Below are 20,227 nucleotides of genomic sequence, written 5' to 3' on the forward strand. Positions count from 1 at the left end.
TTAACGAAACTTTTTGAAAACGATTTTAAGGAGCTCCTTCACCTCAGGAGCATTCATGTCCCACTCCAGCTTTTTGGAATAGGTTTGGATAAGGAGTTCAACAGCATCGTCGAAACTGTCGCAGCCCTCCACTTTCTTCATTGCAGCCAGAAAAACGTCGCTGTCGCCATCAAACAATTCGTTAACAAACATGTAGCGTTGATTAACGGTGATGCTTCCTGCAATGCTGTCAATTTTTTGGCTCTGATGCACTTCAGCCAAGGAAGGTCTCTGCTCGGCTTTTAGCTGCTCATGGAGCGGTGTTTTTTCAGACGAGAACTGTTTATTTAACGGAGCAGCGTCCGGCTCGGCGTCATCGTCACTTTCTTCATCTCCCAAAAACTCGAAAGATCCCTTGTTCGTGACCTCCTCGGGCTGACTTTCCTGCACCTCTTCCAGAGCATCGTAAGCGGGTTTCTCCTCTTCCTCGTCATCATCAACAAACCGTATCAGCTCATCGTCCCCGTCAGCAGCCTCTGCCAAACTCCTGTCTTCAACAATTGTAGAGCTGTCATCCTCCTCGTCTTCTGAGCCTTCTCCCTCGTCCTCATCGTCTTCAATGTTTTCATCAAAATCATCGTCGGTATCATCATCCTCATCTTGCTCTGGGAAGTCCTCCTCCTCCACAAGCGTTGAGAAATCAACCTGCGCTACTTCGCTAAACCTCTCCTCGTATTCCTGGCGGTTTTCTATGGAGAGGTCTCCGGCAGCAAAAAGCTCATCTAGCAAAGCGACGGCGGCGTCATGCGACAGCTCACCCCCCGCTTTTTCCTCAAAAAGTGTTACATAGCTTTCGAAAATTTCCTGATTGACCTTGATGTATTTTGAACTGTTTTTCAGGTACTTGTCATTGAGCTTGCCGCTTTCGTGCCCGGTCAGCTCCTCTCTGAAGAAATCGTAGGGAGAAACTATCAGTAAAATTGCTTCTCTGGTAGCTTGCTGTAGCAACGGCTCAAAGTTCACCCTATTAACTTTTATCTGCTGGGAAAGCGCATTCATAAAAGATAGAAGGGCCTTTCGAACATCCTCATTTTTGTAATTGAAATAGGGGCTCTGCAGGCGCAGCGTCTCTTTTTGCCACTTGCGAAAAAGAATTTTCAGCACAAAGTAATTCACCTGCTTTACAGGAGTTAGATCCACTATTTCCTTTCCCGAAATAGTGTCGGTGCCTTCAAAGAAAGAATCACAAGCTCTCTTTGTAAACAATTCAGCAAACACTTCTATAGCCTCATGATTCAGTTTGCTCTCCCGCATATATTTTGTTTCTTTTGCAAAGCTAGTTTTATGCCCAAGATCGTTATACAAAACCTGAATAACAAACGCCTATTCAGCGAAAATAGTGGCCGAACCCTCCTTTCTATTTTACAGGAAAACTACATTGACTGGATGCACGCCTGCGGCGGCAAAGGCCGATGCACAACCTGTAAGGCCATCGTCCATGAAGGACTGGCCCAGCTTGGCGGGTTGACCGAAGCGGAAAAGAGGTATGTGGAAATGGGCAGGCTCGAAAGCAATGAGCGCCTTGCCTGCCAGTGCCTGGTGTCGAACGATATTGAAATAAGTGTGGCGGATGAAAATAAATTCCCGCATATTGACTACTCAGGATAACAAAAAATGCTAATAGAGCCACATTTGGAAGGGTCTGGAAGGGAAAGCCGCAGGTCGGGCTGGATTGAAGTAATCTGCGGTTCCATGTTTTCGGGCAAAACAGAAGAGCTTATCCGGCGGCTGAACCGAGCCGTAATTGCAGGGCAAAAAGTCGAAATATTTAAGCCAGCTATCGAAAAAAGATACCATGATAAAAATGTGGTATCGCACAACGACCGAAGCATCCGATCAACCCCTGTTCAGTTTGCTGACGATGTGGTTCTGCTGGCCGGTGAGAGCCAGGTGGTAGGCATCGACGAAGCTCAATTTTTTGACAGCGAAATCGTTAATGTGAGTATAGCGCTGGCAAATAAGGGTAAGCGGGTGATACTGGCAGGACTGGACATGGATTTTATGGGCAAGCCATTTGGCTCCATGCCGCAACTAATGGCTGTTGCTGAATTTGTGACAAAAATCCATGCAATATGCATGAACTGTGGCGACGTTGCTTCTTATTCTTATCGTACTTCGCTCGGAAAAGAAAAAATAATGCTCGGTGAAAAAGAAGCCTATGAAGCCAGGTGCCGCAAATGCTTTTGGGAGGCCATGGGTAATGATAAAAAATAGAAAAAGTCCGCTCATCTCTTTTGTACTTCTCCTGCTGGCTACCGTCGTTCAAGCGCAAAACGACATCCCGGTAGGGCAGTGGCGAACGCACTTTAATTATAACCAGGGATATGGAGTAGTCAAGTTAAAGGAACAAATCTACTGCAACGCTTTTCACAGTTTGATAGAAGTCGACCCTGGAAGTACGGCCATTAGAAAAATCACCAAAGCCAATGGTTTAAGTGATGTGGGTATCACAGCGCTGGCGGCTCATGAGTCAAGCGCCTCTCTTCTCATTGGCTATTCCAACGGCAATATCGATATCCTCAGAGGGTCTGAGACGATCAATGTCAACGACCTGCTGCGTGCCAACGTTACTTCCAGTAAAGTCATTAACAGTATCTTCGCCGGAGAAAGCACCTTTTTCGCCACTACCAGCTTTGGCATGCTGGAAATTGACTTGCACTCATTTCAAGTTGTGAATGACTATCGGGAGCTGGGAAGAAACGGAACAACCGTAGGCATTCTGGACGGAGGCATTAAAGGAGACAGCATTGTGCTTGCCACCACAGCCGGCATTATTTCAGGCCACCGAACCAATGCTAACCTGCTTGACTTCCGCAATTGGAAGCGATCGCTTGAGGGGGTGGGCCAAATCGATTTCATTGAAGTTTCCGAGGAAATTTCCTACGCAGCAAGCAAGCAAGGGCGGCTTTGGGTAAATGAAGGAAATGGCTGGGAGGAAATCACGTTTACTACTAAACCCGAGTTTCTCACGCTGCAAAATGGAGAGTTGCTGTACGGGAAAGGAAATCAATTATCCAAACGATCTGTAAACGGACAAACCTCTACCTTTACCCTTGGAAACAGCTCAGTGGTGGCAGACGCCTTTGTCGACGGCGAAACCATCTGGTTGGCAGATGAAAAAAATGGTTTGGGCCAGTCTACAGCAGAAGGAATCGCCTACTATTTGTTGAATGGACCGTTCGAAAGTACCATTGCCGATGTTTCGGCGATCGGCAATACAGTTTTTAGTCTGGGCGGCGGCTTCGAGTACAATGGGCTCATTCCTTTTAACCGAAACGCTTCTGTGTCGGCTTTCACAAAGCAGGGCTGGGAGCCCATTCAGCCGGGTAGCCTTTCTCTTTTTAAGGATGCTTCTTCAGTTGCTTCGGCAGGGGGCTCCGTCGATTTTTATGTCCTGGCCTACGGAAAAGGAATTATTCAAAACAGCTCTGGCAAGCTCATCAACCACCAAACACCAGGAAGCCTCATTCAGACGAACAACGGCTTTGTGCCAGTTACAGCCATGGCCGTAGATCAAAATAACAACCTGATTATCTGCTCCAATCAGGCCAGCAACAAGTACATGATGATGCTTGCCGACGGAAGCTGGGAGCCTCTTAGTTTTATCCCGAATACAGCACCGCCAGCCGTTTCTCTTCAGCAAAACAGCTACGGCGATTTCTGGGGCATTTTGCCACATTCCTCAAATAGCGGTGTAATAGTTTTCAACACCGACTCGAAAGAATACCGAATCATCAACACGGGATCAGGCCTCCCCTCCTCGACAGTGTCCGACCTCGCCTTTGACAGAGACGACTATACCTGGCTGGCAACGGCTAGGGGGTTAACCATCGTGGCCAACACCTACGAGGTGTTCGACGCAGTCGACCTTTTGATCTCCTACCCGGTGGCGGAGAATGCCTTTGTGTTGAACGAAGAACCCATTCAGGCGATAGAAGTAGATGGAGCGAACAGAAAATGGATTGGAACGGACAAAGGCTTGTTCCTTCTCGACGAGTATGGCGCAGGAACGCTGACCTCTTTTACGAGAGAAAGCAGCCCATTGGCCAGCAACAATGTGCAGCGCCTGGCAATCAACAGCAGCTCTGGTGAACTATTCGTGCTTACTTCTGGCGGCCTGGTGTCGTACAGAACAACGGCGACAGCTCCAAGCAGGGTCATGCAAAAGGCAAAAATCTTCCCAAACCCTGTGAGGCCTGGGTTCAATGGCGTGGTGGCTATCGAGGGTCTTACTTACGATACTGTAGTGAAAATCACCAACGAAGCAGGTCGCCTGGTCAGAGAAATGGTCAGCACAGGCGGAACAGCAACCTGGAACCTGGCCGACTACAACGGAGCCAGGGTTGCTTCGGGCATTTACATTGTGTTTGCTGCCACCAGAGATGGCAGTCAGTCGGTAGTTGGCAAAATTGCTGTAATCAACTAGAGCCATGCTACAGAAAACCCGGGGCATCGCTATCAACTACATCAAATACCGGGACACATCCATTATCTCCCGCATTTACACTGAGGATTTTGGTTTGCAGTCCTACATCGTCAATGGTGTAAGGTCGGCCAAATCAAAAGGAAAGATGGCGCTATACCAGCCACTCACGTTATTGGATTTGGTCATCTATCATAAAGACGGAGCGCAACTCAATCGTATTTCAGAAATAAAGTGTTTTTATCCGTATCAACATATTCCCTTTGAAATACGAAAAACAACTATCGGTATCTTTTTAGGTGAGGTCCTGAGCAAGATCGTGAGAGAAAATGAGCATGACCATGCCGGTCAGTTTGATTTCGTAGCAAAATCCCTCCAAGCGTTCGATACGCTGACTGCCAATTTTGAAAGCTTTCATTTACAGTTTCTTGTCAAGTTTACGCAATACCTGGGCTTCGACCTGGTCAACTCCGAAGACCTGTACCAGCAGGTGTATCACCTGACGAAAAGTGATCTGCTCTCGAAAGAGGTGTTGGAGTTTATTGAGTTTTTGTACAACGCTCCCTACGCTCACGAAATGAAAACCACCCTGGAGGTTAAAAGAGAGGCTCTGAAAAATGTCATCAGCTTCTACGATCACCACCTTGGCACCCTGGGCTCACTCAAGTCGGTGGAGGTCTTACGACAAATTCTTCATTAAGCGTCTCCTCACGAATCTATTTGCTGCTATGATGGTTATTTCGTAGTAAGAGTTATAATTTTACACGAATCAACAAAAATTGTCAATTATGAGAAAAATTCTTTTAGGAGCTATGGTAGCATTTGGTGTATATGCATGCTCTAGTCCAAAAACGGAAAACACAGAAGAAACAGCCAGCACTTCGGAAGCAACAGAAACTGTTGCCGAAGCAGTTAAGCCCCGGGTGTTTTTCAAATCTCCTGCCGACGGAGCTACGGTAAGCAACCCAGTATTTGTGGAAATGGGTGTGGAAGGCATGCAGATTGAACCAGCAGGACAGGTTAAAGAAGGTTTTGGCCATCATCATATACTTATCAATCAGGAGTTTTGGCCAAAAGGCGAGGTAATTCCTGCCAGTGATTCAACCATTCACTTTGGCAAAGGCCAGACTGACACGCAGCTTGAACTTGCTCCGGGCGACTACACTATATCGCTACAATTCGCTGACGGTGTTCACACATCGTATGGCCCTGAAATGGCCACCAGCATTAAGATTACCGTGAAGTAATTTCAAAAAAATAGCTAAAAAGCCACCATACTTAGTCTACGTGACTTGGAAGTTAGTATGGTGGCTTTTTTTTTCGTTTTTCACTATCATTATACAAAATACAAGTAACTATGGCCCAGGTTCTATTTGATGCAGTTCCCTCTCTCGATTTGGCTGATTTCACTTCCGGAGACGCTGAAAAAAAGAAAAAATTTGTTGAGAAACTCGGGGAAGCATACAACAACATAGGCTTTGTTTCTATCAAAAATCACGGCTTGACAGATGAATTACAGCAAAAGCTCTACAGCATCATTAAGAAGTTTTTTGACGAACCTGACACAGTAAAACAAAAATATGAAAAGCCGGAGCTGGCCGGTCAAAGGGGGTATATTTCCAAGGGAAAAGAGCATGCGAAAGGACGGTCGACCGGTGATTTAAAAGAATTTTATCATATCGGCCAGGAAGTAACCGACAACGACCCTATTAAAGAAGAGTATCCAGATAATATTTGGCCTGAAGAAATTCCTGAATTCGAAGGAATCGCCTTGACGGCTTACAGAACTATTGAGAACGCAGGAAGGGCGATGCTCAGGGCCATTGCACTGTATCTTGAGCTCGATGAAGACTATTTTGAATCAAAGGTGAAAAATGGGAACAGTATTCTAAGGCCCATCCATTATTTTCCTATTGAGAATCCGGATGCCATTCCCGCCGATGCAGTAAGGGCCGCCGAACATGGCGACATCAACCTTATCACGTTGCTGATGGGAGCCAGCGCCGATGGCCTCCAGGTGTTAAGGCGTGACGGAAAGTGGATCCCAATTACGGCACTACCTGAGCAGTTGGTAGTAAACGTAGGTGACATGCTTGCCCGGTTGACCAACGACAAGCTCAAAAGCACTATCCACAGGGTAGTAAACCCTCCCAGAGAGCTCATGCATACCTCAAGGTATTCGATTCCGTTTTTTATGCATCCCCGGTCCGACATGGATCTCACCTGCCTGGAAAGCTGTGTTGACAGCGAACATCCTAAAAAATACGATGACATGACAGCCGGAGCATTCCTCCACCAGAGGCTGGCTGAAATAGGCCTCAAGAAATAGTATTGCCATGCGCAATATTCGCAATTTCATCTTTCTCAAAGACGTTTTCATTCTCGCCATAACCTCGTTTGGTGGAGCACAAGCACACTTTGCCATTATTCTCGACAGGATGGTGAAGCTCAGGGCATATCTAACAGAAGAGGAGTTGATTGAGCTGCATGCGCTGTGCAACCTGCTACCGGGCCCCACCTCCACCCAAACAATCACCGCCATAGGCTTCAAAAGAGGAGGGCCGCCTTTGGCCTATCTGACGTTGCTGGTTTGGATTTTGCCGGCCGTGACTGTTATGACAGCGGCCGCCATCCTGATCAACAGCCTGCAGGTGAAAGAGCTCAGCCTCCATTTTACCCGATTCATCCAGCCCATGGCGATTGCCTTCGTTGCTTATTCTGCTGTGCTTATCTGGGGCAAGGTGGTAAAAAGCCGGACGAGCATCTTTTTAGCGATTGGGTCGGCGGTAATCTCCTATTTTATCAGCTCCCCCTATTTGTTCCCTGTACTTCTGCTTGCAGGTGGGGTAATTTCCTCCACCAAATACAAAAGGCACGAAAAAGAAGAGCGTCAAAAGATAAACATCGTATGGGCCAACTTTTTCCTTTGGGGAGGGGTGCTGATATTTGCAGCCCTACTTGGCGCAGCCACAAAATACCAGGCCATTACGCTGCCTATAAGGCTATTTGAGAACTTTTACCGGAACGGAAGCCTCATCTTTGGCGGCGGCCAAGTGCTTGTCCCTTTTCTTTACACAGAATTTGTTGAGTTTAAGAGATACCTAAGTTCCGAGGAGTTTCTTTCCGGTTACGCCCTGGTGCAAGCCATTCCCGGCCCTACCTTTTCCTTCAGTGCCTTTATTGGTGCGCTGACGATGCGGGAATGGGGGACAAGCGGTGAAATAATGGGTGCGGTTATTGCCTCCGTAGGTGTGTTTCTCCCAGGCACGTTCCTGATCTTCTTCGTATCCAGGTTTTGGGACCAGCTTAAAAAGTACCGGCCTGTGAAAGCTTCGCTAGAGGGGATCAACGCCGCCAGTGCGGGCATGGTAGTGGCGGCAGCTTTTTTGCTCTACCAGCCTCTTGAGCAAAACCTCCTCAACATTCTGGTGATTATCATTACTTTTCTGGTACTTCAGTTCAGCAAAATGCCCCGACCCATTATAATTCTTATTGGCTTTGCGCTGGGTTTTGTATTTAAAGGCCAATAAAAAACCCTGAGTGCTTGTACCCAGGGTCTTCATGCCAAATAGCCTTCTATATTGCGTTATTCGTGAAAGGTGAGCAAAGGCACCTTGACACCCATAGCCACCTTTTTCGTAACGCTGCTTTTGAAAATCTTCTCAAAAAGGGAATGCTTTCTAGGCATCATGACAATCATGTCAGCTGAGTTTTTTTCGGCAAATTCAAAAAGCCCGGCTCTTACATCATCATTCTTTGTAGTCTCGAAAGAGTGCTTAATATTCTTAAGAAATTTGTCGACTTTGAAGCTCTCCACCAGGCGGCTAAATGGAAATTTGTCATCCTCAGTAACATTGACGATTGTGATTTCAGCTTCGAAAAGCTCGGCAATATCCTTCAGCGGACTTAGCCTTCCTATTGACTCTATCTTATTGAAGTCAGCAGCAAATACTATCTTCTTCGGGTTGAATTTTTTTATAGCTTCGGGAACTACCAGCACAGGCACGTCGGCAATTCTAATCACTTCACTGCTTACCCCGCCGAGCAGCTTCTCAAGTGTATCATGACTTCCTTTTGTGCCCATCACAATCATATCTATTTTCTTGGTTTCCATTGCCGTATAAATAGCGTCAATGGTGAAAGATACATAGGCTCTATGATCGTGCTTAACATCCTTCAACCCTGGAATTTCCTCATCCAAAGCGTCGAATTTCTTGTCAACCTCCTCTTCATACTCTTCAAGCATCGGCTCAATCATGGCCTGGCCACCAATGTCCATATGCGGCGTTGGCACATGAATGGCGTTAATAAGGTGGATTTTAGCACCCAGCTTCTTGCTAAGGTCTACCGCAATTCTAACAGCGTTCTTCGAACACGGAGAGAAGTCTGTCGGTACAAGTATGTTTTTGATGTTCATGTCTTTGTCGGATTACAAGGTTGCTAATTAAAAGTAAACTTAAAGCTTCTCCATTCCGCCTGACATGACCTCAATATTCAGAAAACCTGATTTTAGTCAGAATTGAACTATATACTACTTAATCAGCTGTTTCCTGCGGTAGAAGTAGATGTGTTGCGGGCCGTTAAAGTTTTTTCCCTCACTTAGGGTAACATAGCCCTGGCCGTTTGCTGCAAACGCAACGGCCTCCCCTTGCGGTTCCGGTTGGTAAGGAAGCCGGTGCGGATTCGTCTTGATCGCCTCCAGCCAGGGAACGCCTGGCTCTTTCTTCCAGTAAAATATCGACTCGTAATTTTTAAGTAAAAGCTCCTGCCCATCTGGTGATATGTCTCCAGAGACTATCATCCAAAACGGGATGCCACCCGCCTTGTGCAGTACATAGGGTTCTGGCGTCTGCTCCGCAAAAGGCCAGTGATAGACAATAACATTGTCCCCTCTTTTAGATATAATGATGATGTCACGGTTGGTGGGGTCGACCAGCAAGGTTTCAGCATCCCGTGCGCCATCAGGGTATTGAAATTGATACGTTGAAAAGTCGCTGATGCTGAGAAATTGAATCTCTCCCACCAGATTCAATTCTGGTTCGGGAAACGAATAGATGGAGTAATTGCCATAAACAGCTCTATTGTCCCCTATTTCACCTACGTAAAGCAAATAGGCCCCGTCCTGCCCTGGACCAATGGCGATATCCTCCCAGTCACGGTTGATCACTCCCTCCAGTCTTATTTCAGCTTTGAGCTGAGCAAGGCTGTCGATCAGGTAAACGGAAGGACTGCCGCCACTGTCGTTGTGCACCCAATAAAAGCCGGGGTATCTCTGACTAGCCACTATCCCTGAAATTTCATCGAGGCTACTTTCTTTTATGATTCCCATTGAAGTAGCCGCCTCGAAGGGTGCTCTCGCCTTTTCCTCAGCATAGTCATTCTTATCGCTTCTGCCATGGCAGGCTACCAAAACAATAGAGCAAAGGGTGTAAAAAGCAATTCTAATTGACATCAAAAGCCTTGTTTAGAGGGGCGGGGTAGAAACCATGTATTCAGGAAGGCCGGGTTGTTACCGGCTGCATTGGTGGGAAGTACAGGACTCGAACCTGCGACCCCCGCCCTGTCAAGGCGGTGCTCTAAACCAACTGAGCTAACTTCCCGAAATGCACCATCGAAGCAGCAACGTGCGACTTGCTAGCCAGCAAAGTTTGAGAAACAATTCGAAATAAACAAAGGCTTAAATGGGGAGGTAAGCTTAGCAAGTGCTAAAAAAGTCAGTCGCTGCCTTGATGATGGGCTTCTCGAAAATGGCAGCAATGCCTACTGCCACACCCACTGCTACGGCCGCAATAGTCAGTGCATTGCGAATTCCTGCGGGTAGTTCTTTGGGGTTGGTAAAGTACTTCATGGTCTTCTTGCTCAACATCTTCTTTCCCAGGTAAGGTTAAAAAATGGGAAGGGTATAGGGCTGAAACATAAATCAGCCCCAACACCCTTATATTACTATTCTACTACTTCTCCTTTAATGGTCAGCACAATAGGAGCTTCGGAGCCACTGTGATAAACGCTCACAGTCTTGCTAAAAGCCCCTGCCTTTGCAGCATTATAAGTAGCTTTCACAAACCCTTCACTTCCCTCGCCAATACTACCTTTCGTGTAGTCCGTTACAGTGCAGCCACAAGATGCTGTCACTTTAGTGATAGTAATTGACTCGCTTGATGGGTTCGTAAATTCAAAGTTGTGGCTTGCGGGCGCACCCTTTACAATCTTACCAAAGTCGTAAGTCATTGCCTTGAATGACAATGACTCGGCGGCAGGACGAAAGCTTGAAAGAGCGATAAAGGCGACGAAGAGCCCAGCTAGTGCAACAATGTTCTTTTTCATAATTAATGTGTTTTAAGTGAAAAAATAAATAACGATTCAAATGTCCGTACGGAAACTTTAAAAGGCTGTTAATGAAAGCATAACAAGTGTTAATGAAATGTTAATGGCACACTGTTCATCAATGGATTGTTTAATTTTGAATCATGAGGACTCGTTCAATCAGGCTTATCACCTCACTCGGAGCACTGTCAGTAGCCGGGGTTCTGCTGATCCAGTTTCTTTGGATCAGGCAGGCCTACATTGCTGAGTCCAGAACTTTCGACCATAACCTGCATCTCGCACTACGCAATGTTGTGGAGTCGCTGTGCCAAACCGATGGCTTGGATGTGCCTGCCTATAATCCCATTGAGCAGATATCGGCTAATTATTATATCGTACGAACTTCGCAGGTATTACAGCCCCAAACCCTGGAATACTTCCTGACCGCCGAATTGAACAAGCGGAATATTTTCACCGATTTTGAGTACGGTATATATGATTGCCAGTCCCAACTCATGGTCTATGGAAATCAGGTTTCAGAAAACAAAGGGAAGTTGGTCAAGGCGAGCTTCCCGTCGCTAAAAGAAGACCAGTATTATTTCGGGGTGCTGTTCCCCTCAAGGCAAGGATACCTCCTGGGCAGAATGGACTTTCTGGTGTACTCCTCGGGAGGGCTACTGCTTGTGATAGGGTTCTTTGCCTACGCCATGGTGGTGATGACAAGGCAAAAAAGACTCTCAGAAATTCAGAGGGATTTTATCAACAACATGACACATGAGTTCAAGACTCCCTTGTCGACCATTAAGCTGTCGGCAGAAGTAATCCGGTCGGCCAATGAAAAGGACTCGAAAGAACGACTTCACAAATATGCTTCTTTGATCGAAAAAGAGGCCGACAGATTGCAAAGCCATGTGGAAGAGGTGTTGCAGATAGCGCTGGTAGAAAAAAATAAACTGCAATTACACATGCAGCTACAGTCAGTGGCCGACCTGCTAGAGGAGTTTGACCAGACTGCCCGGGAAAAAGTGCAGGCTGCTGGCGGGAAATGGCAATTGGAATGCCATTGCAATGGCAGCAAAATAAAAACTGACACCCTCCACTTTCAAAATGTGCTGGGCAATTTGCTCGACAACTCCATCAAGTATTCGGAGGGTGCCCCCGTCATCAGCCTGGACGTTACCGACACTGGCCACGAGGTGCTCCTTACATTTAAGGACGAGGGTAGGGGCATTCCTGCTCAATCGCTGAAACACGTTTTCAAGAAATTTTACCGGGTGCCGTCCGGGGATGTGCAGGATGTTTCAGGTTTTGGATTGGGCTTGTTTTATGTAAAGCAAATCGTCAAAGCCCATAACGGTGACATTACGGTAAGTTCAACACTCGGAAGGGGAACAACTTTTCGAATCAAAATCCCAGTAGTTCATGAAAAATAGGCCAAAACTGCTACTGGTGGAGGATGACCCAAGCCTGGGCTTCGTGCTAAAGGATAACCTGGAGCAAGGTGGCTACGAGGTGGTTCATGCTACAAACGGACTGGATGCTCAGCAATTTTTTAAAACCAACACCTTCGACCTGTGCCTTCTGGACATTATGTTGCCAAAAGTAGATGGGTTTACATTGGCAAAAAGCATCCGGGCAACTAATTCATCTGTTCCGATCCTTTTCATCACAGCCCGCTCGCTTCAGGAAGACAAGCTGAAGGGTTTTTCAATTGGAGCAGACGACTACATCACGAAGCCATTTAGTATGGAGGAGTTGCTTTTTCGTGTAGCGGTGTTTGTTAAAAGAACCACGCCTACAGAAGAAAAACCAACTTCTCAGCAGCTGGCCATTGGCGAGTATACGCTCAACACCGACACGCTCCGCTTGCATTTCAAAGATGGCGAAACCAAGCTGACAAGAAGAGAAAATGACTTGCTTTTCATGCTGGTGTGTCGCAAAAATCAGCTTGTGAAAAGAGATGACATTCTTTTGCAGCTCTGGGGCGACGACGACTATTTTGCCGGAAGAAGCCTTGACGTGTTTGTGTCACGTCTCAGAAAGTATCTCAGGCACGATCCGAATGTTCAAATTGAAAACCACCATAGCGTCGGTTTTCAGCTTAGAGTAAAATAAAAGCGTAGTCACTACTTTTTCACAGTCGGCAGGATCAATTTCGAGGCATTCTTACCACCCACATGGACTTTATTGACAGCCGGAATCAGATTTGCTTCCGTGGCAATGTTCGTTCCTGTGTTCGGGTTCGGGTCATAGTGCGGAAAGCTGCTACTGGTAATGTACAGCCTGATGCGATGCCCGGCTTTAAACAAATTAGCCGTAGCCATATTATCGATGGATATCGGATAAACCTTCTCCGGCTTCATCAACACCTGCTTCTCAAGCCCTTCCCGGTAGCGCATCCTTAAATAGCCAGCATCCAATCCACTCAGGTTAATGGACGTTCCATCAGGGTAAACGTCGCATAGCACTACGTGAAAATCTGTGTCCTTTGCTGAAGAACTTACAGCCAAAGCTGCTTCCACCAGACCAATCACTTCGATATCCTTCGTCAAAACTTCGGAAGTAAACACCAATACATCCTCCCTGCTCTCAATTTCTCTTTGGTCGTAGGGATAACTTTTCTCAAAGCTTTTATCTAAAACCGGATTATTTGGGTCAAAGGTGTATGCCAAGTTCTTTGCCTTCTTTGATGGCTGCACCAACAGCTTTCCGCTTTTGTTATCGGCACCAGCGTCGAGATACAAGGTGGTGGTTTCTATATCGGGTACAGGCCAGTCACCAAATGTTTTCCACTCATTAGCTCCCATGACAAAAACGCTGACAGGATTAAGCCGGGGTGCCTCCTCTTCTTTTAAATGAAGGGTGAACCAGTCAATCAACACCCTATCAAAGTCAAACCCCGCTGATGGCCCAAAGTCGACCTCACCAAAATGCGATTTTCTTACAGTGACAGACGTGTGATTCCAAGGGCCAAGAATGAGTTTGGTGTTTTCTCTCGCCACCGATGTAGCAGCTTTCGTTTTCATTTCCTGAAAGGCCTGAATAGCTCCCAAAGGCCCATAAGCTGCATCATACCAGCCACTTAGTAGCATAGCAGGTGCCTGCATTTTCTCAAAGTCCTTTTCAACTGAAGCAAAATCCCACCAGTCCGATTTGTCAGGGTGCGAGAGCCAATCGTAGTAATAAGGCGCATATTTCTTAAGCAACGGCATGTCAGCCAGAGGCCGGTATTTGTACCACTGATCCCTGTCTTTTGCCCATTGCTGGTAGGCATCACTGTCGAGCCAGGGCCCAGAAGGGTCGTTGGCTCTTTTTCGTAAGTCAGGCACAATCAGAGGCATAAACCAATCGAGCCATGGCATTGAAAAAGCACCACCGAAGTAATAAAAATAGTGACTATTGATCGGTGTCATGTCGGGTGCTGCCGCTTTGAGCGCCTCCGGCGCTTCGGACAGGGCCAGCCACTGAACAATGCCTGGATAGGAGCCCCCATAGGTTCCCACTCTTCCGTTTACATAGGGCTGCTTACCCACCCATTCTATTAAGTCGTAGCCGTCGGGCCGCTCCTGATGATACGCTTTGAATTCTCCCTCGCTCCCGAAGCGACCTCTGACGTCAACCAGAAAAACGGCAAACCCTTCTTTTGCTGCAGCAAGGGGAAACATGGCGTAACCATCATACTCATCTTTGCCATAGGGCGTCCTGTACACAATAGCGGGAAACCTACCTTCTCCTGCTGGCTTATACAGAATAGCCTCCAGGGTGACGCCGTCCCTCATGGGAATTTTTACCACTTCCCGTTGAATGTTCCAAGCTTGCGGCTGCGCCACCAAATTTATTGACAAGAAACTGAGGAGAAGAGAAAAGATCAATGCTTTCATTGTATGCTGGAGTACCGGTATGGCCAGAAATATTGTCGAGTCCATAAATTAGAAACAAAGCTGAATTGAATGGAGAAGATTTCTTATAATATTCTCCATATTACAAATCAATAAATGAACAACCTACTCCAAAGCAATTTGCGCTCAAGATGGACGAAAAAACGAGGAACTTTGACTTCAATACTAATATAATTGCTTTAGACCGGTCTAGGGTTGTATATGGTAATGAACTGTTTCAATTGGAATTAATTGAAGAATTGAGATGAACAAAAATTTCTCAAAACATGATTTACCGACAGGATGGGTTTGGTCACTACTTGGCGATATTGTCCTTTCAAAAAAAGGGAAAAAGCCTAGAGTCTTGGACGCCACCCCCGCCAAAGACAAGGTTCCGTACTTGGATATAAAAGCTCTTGAAATTAATGAGATCAACAAGTTTGCTGATAAAACCAGCTCAATTGAGATAGATGAGGCAAGCATAGCTCTTGTGTGGGATGGGTCAAGAAGTGGCTTGTTCTTTAAAGGGAAAAAAGGAGCATTAGGGTCTACTTTGATGAAAATAACTCCATTTGTAGTAAGTAGGGATTTCCTATACTATTTTTTAATATCACAGATCGATTATGTAAGATCAAATACCAAGGGAACTGGAATACCGCATGTAGATCCCTCAATGTTTTGGAATATCCCAATTGGCCTACCCCCACTTAGCGAGCAGAGTAGAATAGTGGGAAAATTAGATGAACTCTTCAGTGAGCTAGAAAGTACTGTTAACCAATTAAAACAATCTCACAACCAATTAAAGGCGTATAGACAAGCACTCTTAAATGCAGCATTTGAGGGTAAGTTAACTGTGCAATGGAGGGCTTTCAGCTACATCAAACCATCGCAAGATGCCTTGGAGGTCATAGCAAAAGACTATAAGATATGGCGTGAAGAGCAAGAGAAGGATTGGGCTAGGCAAATAGTTGAATGGGGAGAGAATGGAAAAAAAGGAAAAAAGCCCTTAAAACCTAGGATTAAAGCTGAGTCACGAAATCTAAGTATCATGGATTTTGAAAACCTACCAGAACTACCAGAAGAGTGGTGCTGGGTTACTCTGGAATCTTTCACAACAATAACTGGGGGTGTCGCCAAAGGGAAAAAATACCATAATGCACAGACAAGTAAAGTCCCCTACTTAAGGGTGGCCAATGTTCAAGATGGCTATTTGGATTTACGAGAAGTCAAGAATATCCAAGTATCTTCGAATGAGTTAAAAAAATACAAACTGATTAATGGAGACATTCTTTATACAGAGGGCGGCGACAAAGATAAGCTCGGGAGAGGGTCTATTTGGAGAAATGAAATCGAAAATTGCATTCATCAAAACCACGTGTTTAGAGCTCGGGTAATTTCCAAAGAAGTAAATTCTTTGTTTTGCGCTCTGTATTCTGGAAGCAAGACTGCTAAAGACTATTTCTACAGAAATGCCAAACAGACAACTAACCTTGCTTCTATTAACCTTTCAGTACTTTCAGCGCTTCCGTTCCCTCTACCCTCAAAAGCTGAACAGGAAATCATAGTCGAAATCATAGAATCAAGATTTTCACTTATAGAAAATCTTGAAAAAACAATTCAATTTGCATTAATACAATCGGAGGCCTTAAAAAAAAGCATTTTAAAAACTGCTTTCAAGGGCAATTTGGTTGCTCAGAATCCCAAAGAAGAACATGCTTCAGAACTGATTAAACAAATTCTGGCAGAAAAGAAAAAATATCTGGAAGGGCAGAAGCAACAAAAAGAAAAGTCACTTAAAAGAATGAAGAAAATGAGTAAAGAACTTAGCATTGAAGATGTTCTCAAAAATTCGAAAGAACCTATGACAGCTGTGCGGGTATGGCAAGAAAGTAAGCATAGAGACAATATAGAAGAGTTCTATGCCGAACTAAAGAAAATACAGAATAACCTCAATGAAGTAAAAAAGGGCACTGAGTCTCTATTATCATTGAAAAAATGAGAATTGATAAAGTTTATATAGAAAATTTTAAGAACCTTAAGAAGTTCTGTATTGACTTTGATGAAAATCAAATGAATACCGTACTGCTAGGTCAAAATGCAACAGGTAAGTCAAACTTGATTGAGGCGCTTGTTAATATCTTCAAATTTCTCGATTTAAGTAAACCAACGGCCAGACGCTTCCCGGATTTTAAATATTGGATCAAATACAATTGTCATGGTAATGATATTGTCATAGACTACACCGGCACTAACTATAAAATTGAGATTATTGGTGAAGCTCAGGCTCCTTCATTTTCGGAATTTTTCAGTATGGAAGGAAAAAGAAACTTCCTTCCAAAGTACATATTCACCTACTATTCTGGAGTTAGTAACCGTTTGGATGAAATTTTTTGGGAACATCAGAGGAACTTCTACAATCGAATTATCAAAAAAGATTTTAACATAGATGAGCTCGACAATCTAAGGAGACTTTTCTATGTGAAACCTATTCACAGCTTTTTTGTGTTGATGGCATTTTTTGCTCTTGAACGAATGGAGAAAAAGTCAAAGGATTTTCTGAATGATGTTCTGGGTATTGAGGATCTCGAATCTGTTCTTTTTGTTCTTAAGGCACCTATCTGGAAAAGCAAATCGGGTGATCCAAGGTTTTGGAACGCTGAAGGATTAGTTAAAGAGTTTTTAGGTGCGTTATATGATTTTTCGTATGCCCCAATTTTGTTTGACACCACGGTCTATCCTGACTTTAGGAGTAAGGGGGTGAAAAAAGAAAAATTATACCTGTACATAAGTGACAAGGAAAAACTCAAAAAGTTTGCAAAGGAGTATTTTGACCTTAATCATCAAAAACCCAGCAATACCTTTCTATTCAAAGCTCTTGAGAGCACATACATCTCAGATATGTTGGATGAAGTAAAAGTACGGGTTAAAAAAAGAAAAGATGGGGAGGTCACTTTTAAGGAATTGAGTGAAGGGGAACAGCAATTGTTAACAGTTATTGGTCTTTTAATTTTCACAAGGGAAGAGGAGTCATTAGTGTTACTTGATGAGCCAGATACCCATCTCAATCCCTTGTGGAAGTACGACTATTTACATTATTTGAAAAAGCTGGTTAAATCCAAATCAAAACTTGAATCAGGAGATGACTCAGAAGAACTAGAGGAAGACAAAACAACGCAGATCATCATAAATACGCACGATCCTTTGGTTATTGGGAGCATGATTAAATCACAAGTTCGCCTTTTTGGTAAAAACCAAAAGGTACGAATTTCCTCCAACAGTGTGCCAAAAGACAAGTTTGAGGAGCTTAAGATCCAAGCACTAAGTGAGGCCATAGAGCCTGATATTGAACCAAGAGGTCTTGGAGTAGCAGGAATATTAACAAGTGAGTTATTCGGATTAAAGACCATAGTCGATAGAGAAACCCGGCCTCTCTTGGATGAACGAAACAGACTCTTATACAAACAATCAAAAAATAAACTTAATGACAAGGATTTAAACAGACTTCAAGAACTGTTTGAGACTTTGGGCAAAAAAGGCTTTGGGCATCAGTTTAAAGATCCTCTTTATACAGAATATATAGTTAATAAAATGAAAGAAATAGAAGAAGACAATGATCTACATTGATATTAATAAGATTCAAATTTCTAATAAGAAATGGTTACTCAAGTCGGCAGAGTTACTTACTAAGCTAAAAGCTGCTAGGACATCAGATGAGATAAATATCATAATCGATAGAAATCACGGTTATTGGAAAGTCTTCAAGGATCAGCTCAAGAAAATATCATTTAACAAATGTTGGTATTCCGAATCAAAAAATCCGTACTCCCATTATCATGTAGATCATTTCAGACCCAAGAAAAAGGTAATCGAATATGATGAAAGCGAAAGAACCGGATATTGGTGGTTAGCTTTTGAGCATACTAATTTTCGCCTATGCGGTAGTGTAGGCAATACTAAAAAAGCCAATCATTTTGCTGTTAAAAAAAACACAGTTGCCACACCAGGTAGTGTAAAAGATGAAGTTTGCTATTTCATCGACCCAACAAGACAAGAGGATGTAACCTTGTTGAATTTTCAAGAGGATGGAAGAGTAGTTGAGAGTGCTCCGGAAGATGAAGCCCCTTGGGATTTTCTTAGAGCGAATTATACGATTGACAAACTAGACCTGAATTACCCAGATTTAGTGGAAGCAAGAATGCAAAAGTGGATTGACACAACAATCCTAATAAAAAAGATCAACAATAAAATAAGGGAAAACAATGAAGATCAGAGTGCCTCTATAATCGCAGAAATTGAGGGTCTAAAAAATGAGTGCAGAAAACAAATCCAATTCAAGTCTGAGTTTGCAGCAACCTCAAGAGCTTGTTTACGATCTTCTGGTAAAAATTGGGCCTTTGCTTTGCTTGAAGAAAATCTCGAATTAAATCGTGATTGATCTATTATGAAACCGAAAGTCACACGGCTCCATCAAGGAATGAATTACATAAGGGTCGCTTTTTTCTCTTACATCTGGGTTTGGAGAGAGTAAGTTCTATCAAAAATATAAGCCATGGCTACAAGTAATTTAGTGCAAAAAATTTGGTCGTTTTGCGACACTCTCCGTGATGACGGGCTAGGGTACAACGACTATCTGGAACAGCTTACGTATTTACTATTTCTTAAAATGGCAGACGAGAACCAAAGTAAATACAATCTCTCAGAGACATGTCAATGGAAAAATTTAGCGGCAAATCGTGGTGGAGTGCTTCAGGATCAATATGAACGGATTCTAAAAAGTCTGGCGGAATCGGGTGGCATGCTTGAAAAAATATTTGCAGGAGCACAAAATAAGATTCATGATTCTGCAAAACTAAAAAAACTCATAGCTCTCATAAATGACGAGAACTGGACTTCAACAGAAGCTGACGTAAAGGGTGAAATTTATGAGTCCCTTCTCCAAAAAAATGCAGAGAACAGTGGAGCCGGTCAATACTTTACGCCTCGACCTGTAATAAAAGCAATGGTCGAATGTATACAGCCAAAGCCCAAAGAGACCATTGCGGATCCTTCTTGCGGAACCGGAGGCTTTTTTTTGGGAGCATTAGAATATCTCGAAAGAAAACCTGACTTAACGGATGCGGAACGGTGGTTTATAAAGTTCGAGACATTTCATGGTTGGGAGATTGAAAAGGCTACGGCACGTCTTTGTCTTATGAATCTTTACCTTCATGGAATAGGTGATTTAGAAGAAACGCCAGAAGTTCATGTTGTTGATAGTCTAAAAGAAAAACCCGAAAAAGTGGATATCGTATTGGCCAACCCTCCATTCGGGAAAAGCAGTAGTGACATTCCTACAACTGATAAAAAACAGGATGGAAAGGACGGATATTTCTTGAGAGAGGACTTTTGGGTAACAACGGGGAATAAGCAGCTTGCCTTTCTACAGCATATTGTAACTATGCTTACTGAGAAAGGAAGGGCTGCGGTTGTCTTGCCGGACAATGTTCTTTTTGAAGGAGGAGCCGGAGAAACAATAAGAAGAGAACTTCTAGAGAGTGTTACAATAACTGTGTCAAGTCATTGATTTAGTAAAAATCGATAACTT

General features: G+C 44.2%; 19 protein-coding genes and 1 tRNA gene. 13 read left to right on the forward strand and 7 right to left on the reverse strand.

Translation table 11 applies throughout. The annotated features are described in order from the left end of the window. On the reverse strand, positions 1–1,293 hold the full coding sequence (locus AAC052_RS09780; RefSeq protein WP_339812880.1) for a hypothetical protein: 1,293 nt from the start codon (positions 1,291–1,293) through the stop codon (positions 1–3). A 30-nt stretch (positions 1,294–1,323) separates the two neighbouring features. Between AAC052_RS09780 and AAC052_RS09785 the strand changes: the two genes are divergently transcribed. The 7 genes from AAC052_RS09785 (at position 1,324) to chrA (ending at position 7,992) form a co-directional block, all read left to right on the forward strand. Beyond that, on the forward strand, positions 1,324–1,647 hold the full coding sequence (locus tag AAC052_RS09785) for a 2Fe-2S iron-sulfur cluster-binding protein (protein ID WP_317488972.1): 324 nt from the start codon (positions 1,324–1,326) through the stop codon (positions 1,645–1,647). A 6-nt stretch (positions 1,648–1,653) separates the two neighbouring features. Continuing rightward, a complete protein-coding gene (locus tag AAC052_RS09790) occupies positions 1,654–2,253 on the forward strand; it encodes a thymidine kinase (protein ID WP_317488971.1) in 600 nt (199 codons plus the stop codon). Next, the gene (locus AAC052_RS09795) at positions 2,183–4,465 is read left to right on the forward strand and encodes a hypothetical protein (RefSeq protein ID WP_339812881.1); all 2,283 of its coding nucleotides are present in this window, start codon (positions 2,183–2,185) and stop codon (positions 4,463–4,465) included. The genes AAC052_RS09790 and AAC052_RS09795 overlap by 71 nt, the downstream gene beginning before the upstream one ends. 4 nt (positions 4,466–4,469) lie before the next feature. Beyond that, positions 4,470–5,162 carry a DNA repair protein RecO gene (gene recO, locus AAC052_RS09800; protein WP_317488969.1) on the forward strand — a complete coding sequence of 231 codons (693 nt, stop codon included), beginning with the start codon at positions 4,470–4,472 and terminating at the stop codon, positions 5,160–5,162. A gap of 88 nt (positions 5,163–5,250) precedes the next feature. Then, positions 5,251–5,709, forward strand: coding sequence for a DUF4399 domain-containing protein (locus tag AAC052_RS09805; RefSeq protein ID WP_339812882.1), 459 nt, complete (start codon positions 5,251–5,253; stop codon positions 5,707–5,709). Between the two features lie 110 nt (positions 5,710–5,819). Then, positions 5,820–6,791 carry a 2-oxoglutarate and iron-dependent oxygenase domain-containing protein gene (locus AAC052_RS09810; RefSeq protein WP_317488967.1) on the forward strand — a complete coding sequence of 324 codons (972 nt, stop codon included), beginning with the start codon at positions 5,820–5,822 and terminating at the stop codon, positions 6,789–6,791. Between the two features lie 7 nt (positions 6,792–6,798). After that, the gene (gene chrA / locus AAC052_RS09815) at positions 6,799–7,992 is read left to right on the forward strand and encodes a chromate efflux transporter (RefSeq protein ID WP_339812883.1); all 1,194 of its coding nucleotides are present in this window, start codon (positions 6,799–6,801) and stop codon (positions 7,990–7,992) included. A gap of 56 nt (positions 7,993–8,048) precedes the next feature. Here chrA and AAC052_RS09820 read toward each other — a convergent pair whose 3' ends face one another. The 5 genes from AAC052_RS09820 to AAC052_RS09840 form a co-directional block, all read right to left on the reverse strand. Next, positions 8,049–8,879, reverse strand: a complete 831-nt coding sequence (locus tag AAC052_RS09820; protein WP_317488965.1) for a universal stress protein — start codon at positions 8,877–8,879, stop codon at positions 8,049–8,051. Positions 8,880–8,993: 114 nt separating this feature from the next. Then, the gene (locus tag AAC052_RS09825) at positions 8,994–9,914 is read right to left on the reverse strand and encodes a hypothetical protein (RefSeq protein WP_339812884.1); all 921 of its coding nucleotides are present in this window, start codon (positions 9,912–9,914) and stop codon (positions 8,994–8,996) included. Positions 9,915–9,984: 70 nt separating this feature from the next. Then, positions 9,985–10,062 (reverse strand) — tRNA-Val (locus AAC052_RS09830). A gap of 95 nt (positions 10,063–10,157) precedes the next feature. Beyond that, the gene (locus AAC052_RS09835; RefSeq protein ID WP_317488963.1) at positions 10,158–10,328 is read right to left on the reverse strand and encodes a hypothetical protein; all 171 of its coding nucleotides are present in this window, start codon (positions 10,326–10,328) and stop codon (positions 10,158–10,160) included. 77 nt (positions 10,329–10,405) lie between these two features. Beyond that, the gene (locus AAC052_RS09840) at positions 10,406–10,786 is read right to left on the reverse strand and encodes a DUF1573 domain-containing protein (RefSeq protein ID WP_339812887.1); all 381 of its coding nucleotides are present in this window, start codon (positions 10,784–10,786) and stop codon (positions 10,406–10,408) included. A gap of 143 nt (positions 10,787–10,929) precedes the next feature. Here AAC052_RS09840 and AAC052_RS09845 point away from each other — a divergent pair, with 143 nt between their 5' ends. Next, entirely contained in the window at positions 10,930–12,198 is a 1,269-nt protein-coding gene (locus AAC052_RS09845) for a HAMP domain-containing sensor histidine kinase (RefSeq protein ID WP_339812889.1), read from the forward strand. Continuing rightward, positions 12,188–12,880 (forward strand): response regulator transcription factor, encoded by a 693-nt coding sequence (locus AAC052_RS09850; protein WP_317488960.1) that lies wholly within the window; start codon positions 12,188–12,190, stop codon positions 12,878–12,880. Before AAC052_RS09845 ends, AAC052_RS09850 begins: the two co-directional genes overlap by 11 nt. Before the next feature lie 11 nt (positions 12,881–12,891). Here AAC052_RS09850 and AAC052_RS09855 read toward each other — a convergent pair whose 3' ends face one another. Then, on the reverse strand, positions 12,892–14,691 hold the full coding sequence (locus AAC052_RS09855; RefSeq protein ID WP_339812891.1) for a CocE/NonD family hydrolase: 1,800 nt from the start codon (positions 14,689–14,691) through the stop codon (positions 12,892–12,894). Positions 14,692–14,908: 217 nt separating this feature from the next. Between AAC052_RS09855 and AAC052_RS09860 the strand changes: the two genes are divergently transcribed. The 4 genes from AAC052_RS09860 (at position 14,909) to AAC052_RS09875 (ending at position 20,206) form a co-directional block, all read left to right on the forward strand. Next, a complete protein-coding gene (locus AAC052_RS09860) occupies positions 14,909–16,642 on the forward strand; it encodes a restriction endonuclease subunit S (RefSeq protein ID WP_339812893.1) in 1,734 nt (577 codons plus the stop codon). Continuing rightward, positions 16,639–18,267: an AAA family ATPase gene (locus AAC052_RS09865; RefSeq protein ID WP_339812896.1), complete on the forward strand. Its 1,629-nt coding sequence runs from the start codon at positions 16,639–16,641 to the stop codon at positions 18,265–18,267. The genes AAC052_RS09860 and AAC052_RS09865 overlap by 4 nt, the downstream gene beginning before the upstream one ends. Next, positions 18,254–19,078, forward strand: coding sequence for a hypothetical protein (locus tag AAC052_RS09870; RefSeq protein WP_339812897.1), 825 nt, complete (start codon positions 18,254–18,256; stop codon positions 19,076–19,078). The genes AAC052_RS09865 and AAC052_RS09870 overlap by 14 nt, the downstream gene beginning before the upstream one ends. A 114-nt stretch (positions 19,079–19,192) precedes the next feature. After that, the gene (locus AAC052_RS09875; RefSeq protein ID WP_339812900.1) at positions 19,193–20,206 is read left to right on the forward strand and encodes a class I SAM-dependent DNA methyltransferase; all 1,014 of its coding nucleotides are present in this window, start codon (positions 19,193–19,195) and stop codon (positions 20,204–20,206) included. The last annotated feature ends 21 nt before the right edge of the window (positions 20,207–20,227 follow it).

Source organism: uncultured Imperialibacter sp. (assembly GCF_963974565.1).
Taxonomy (GTDB): domain Bacteria; phylum Bacteroidota; class Bacteroidia; order Cytophagales; family Cyclobacteriaceae; genus Imperialibacter; species Imperialibacter roseus.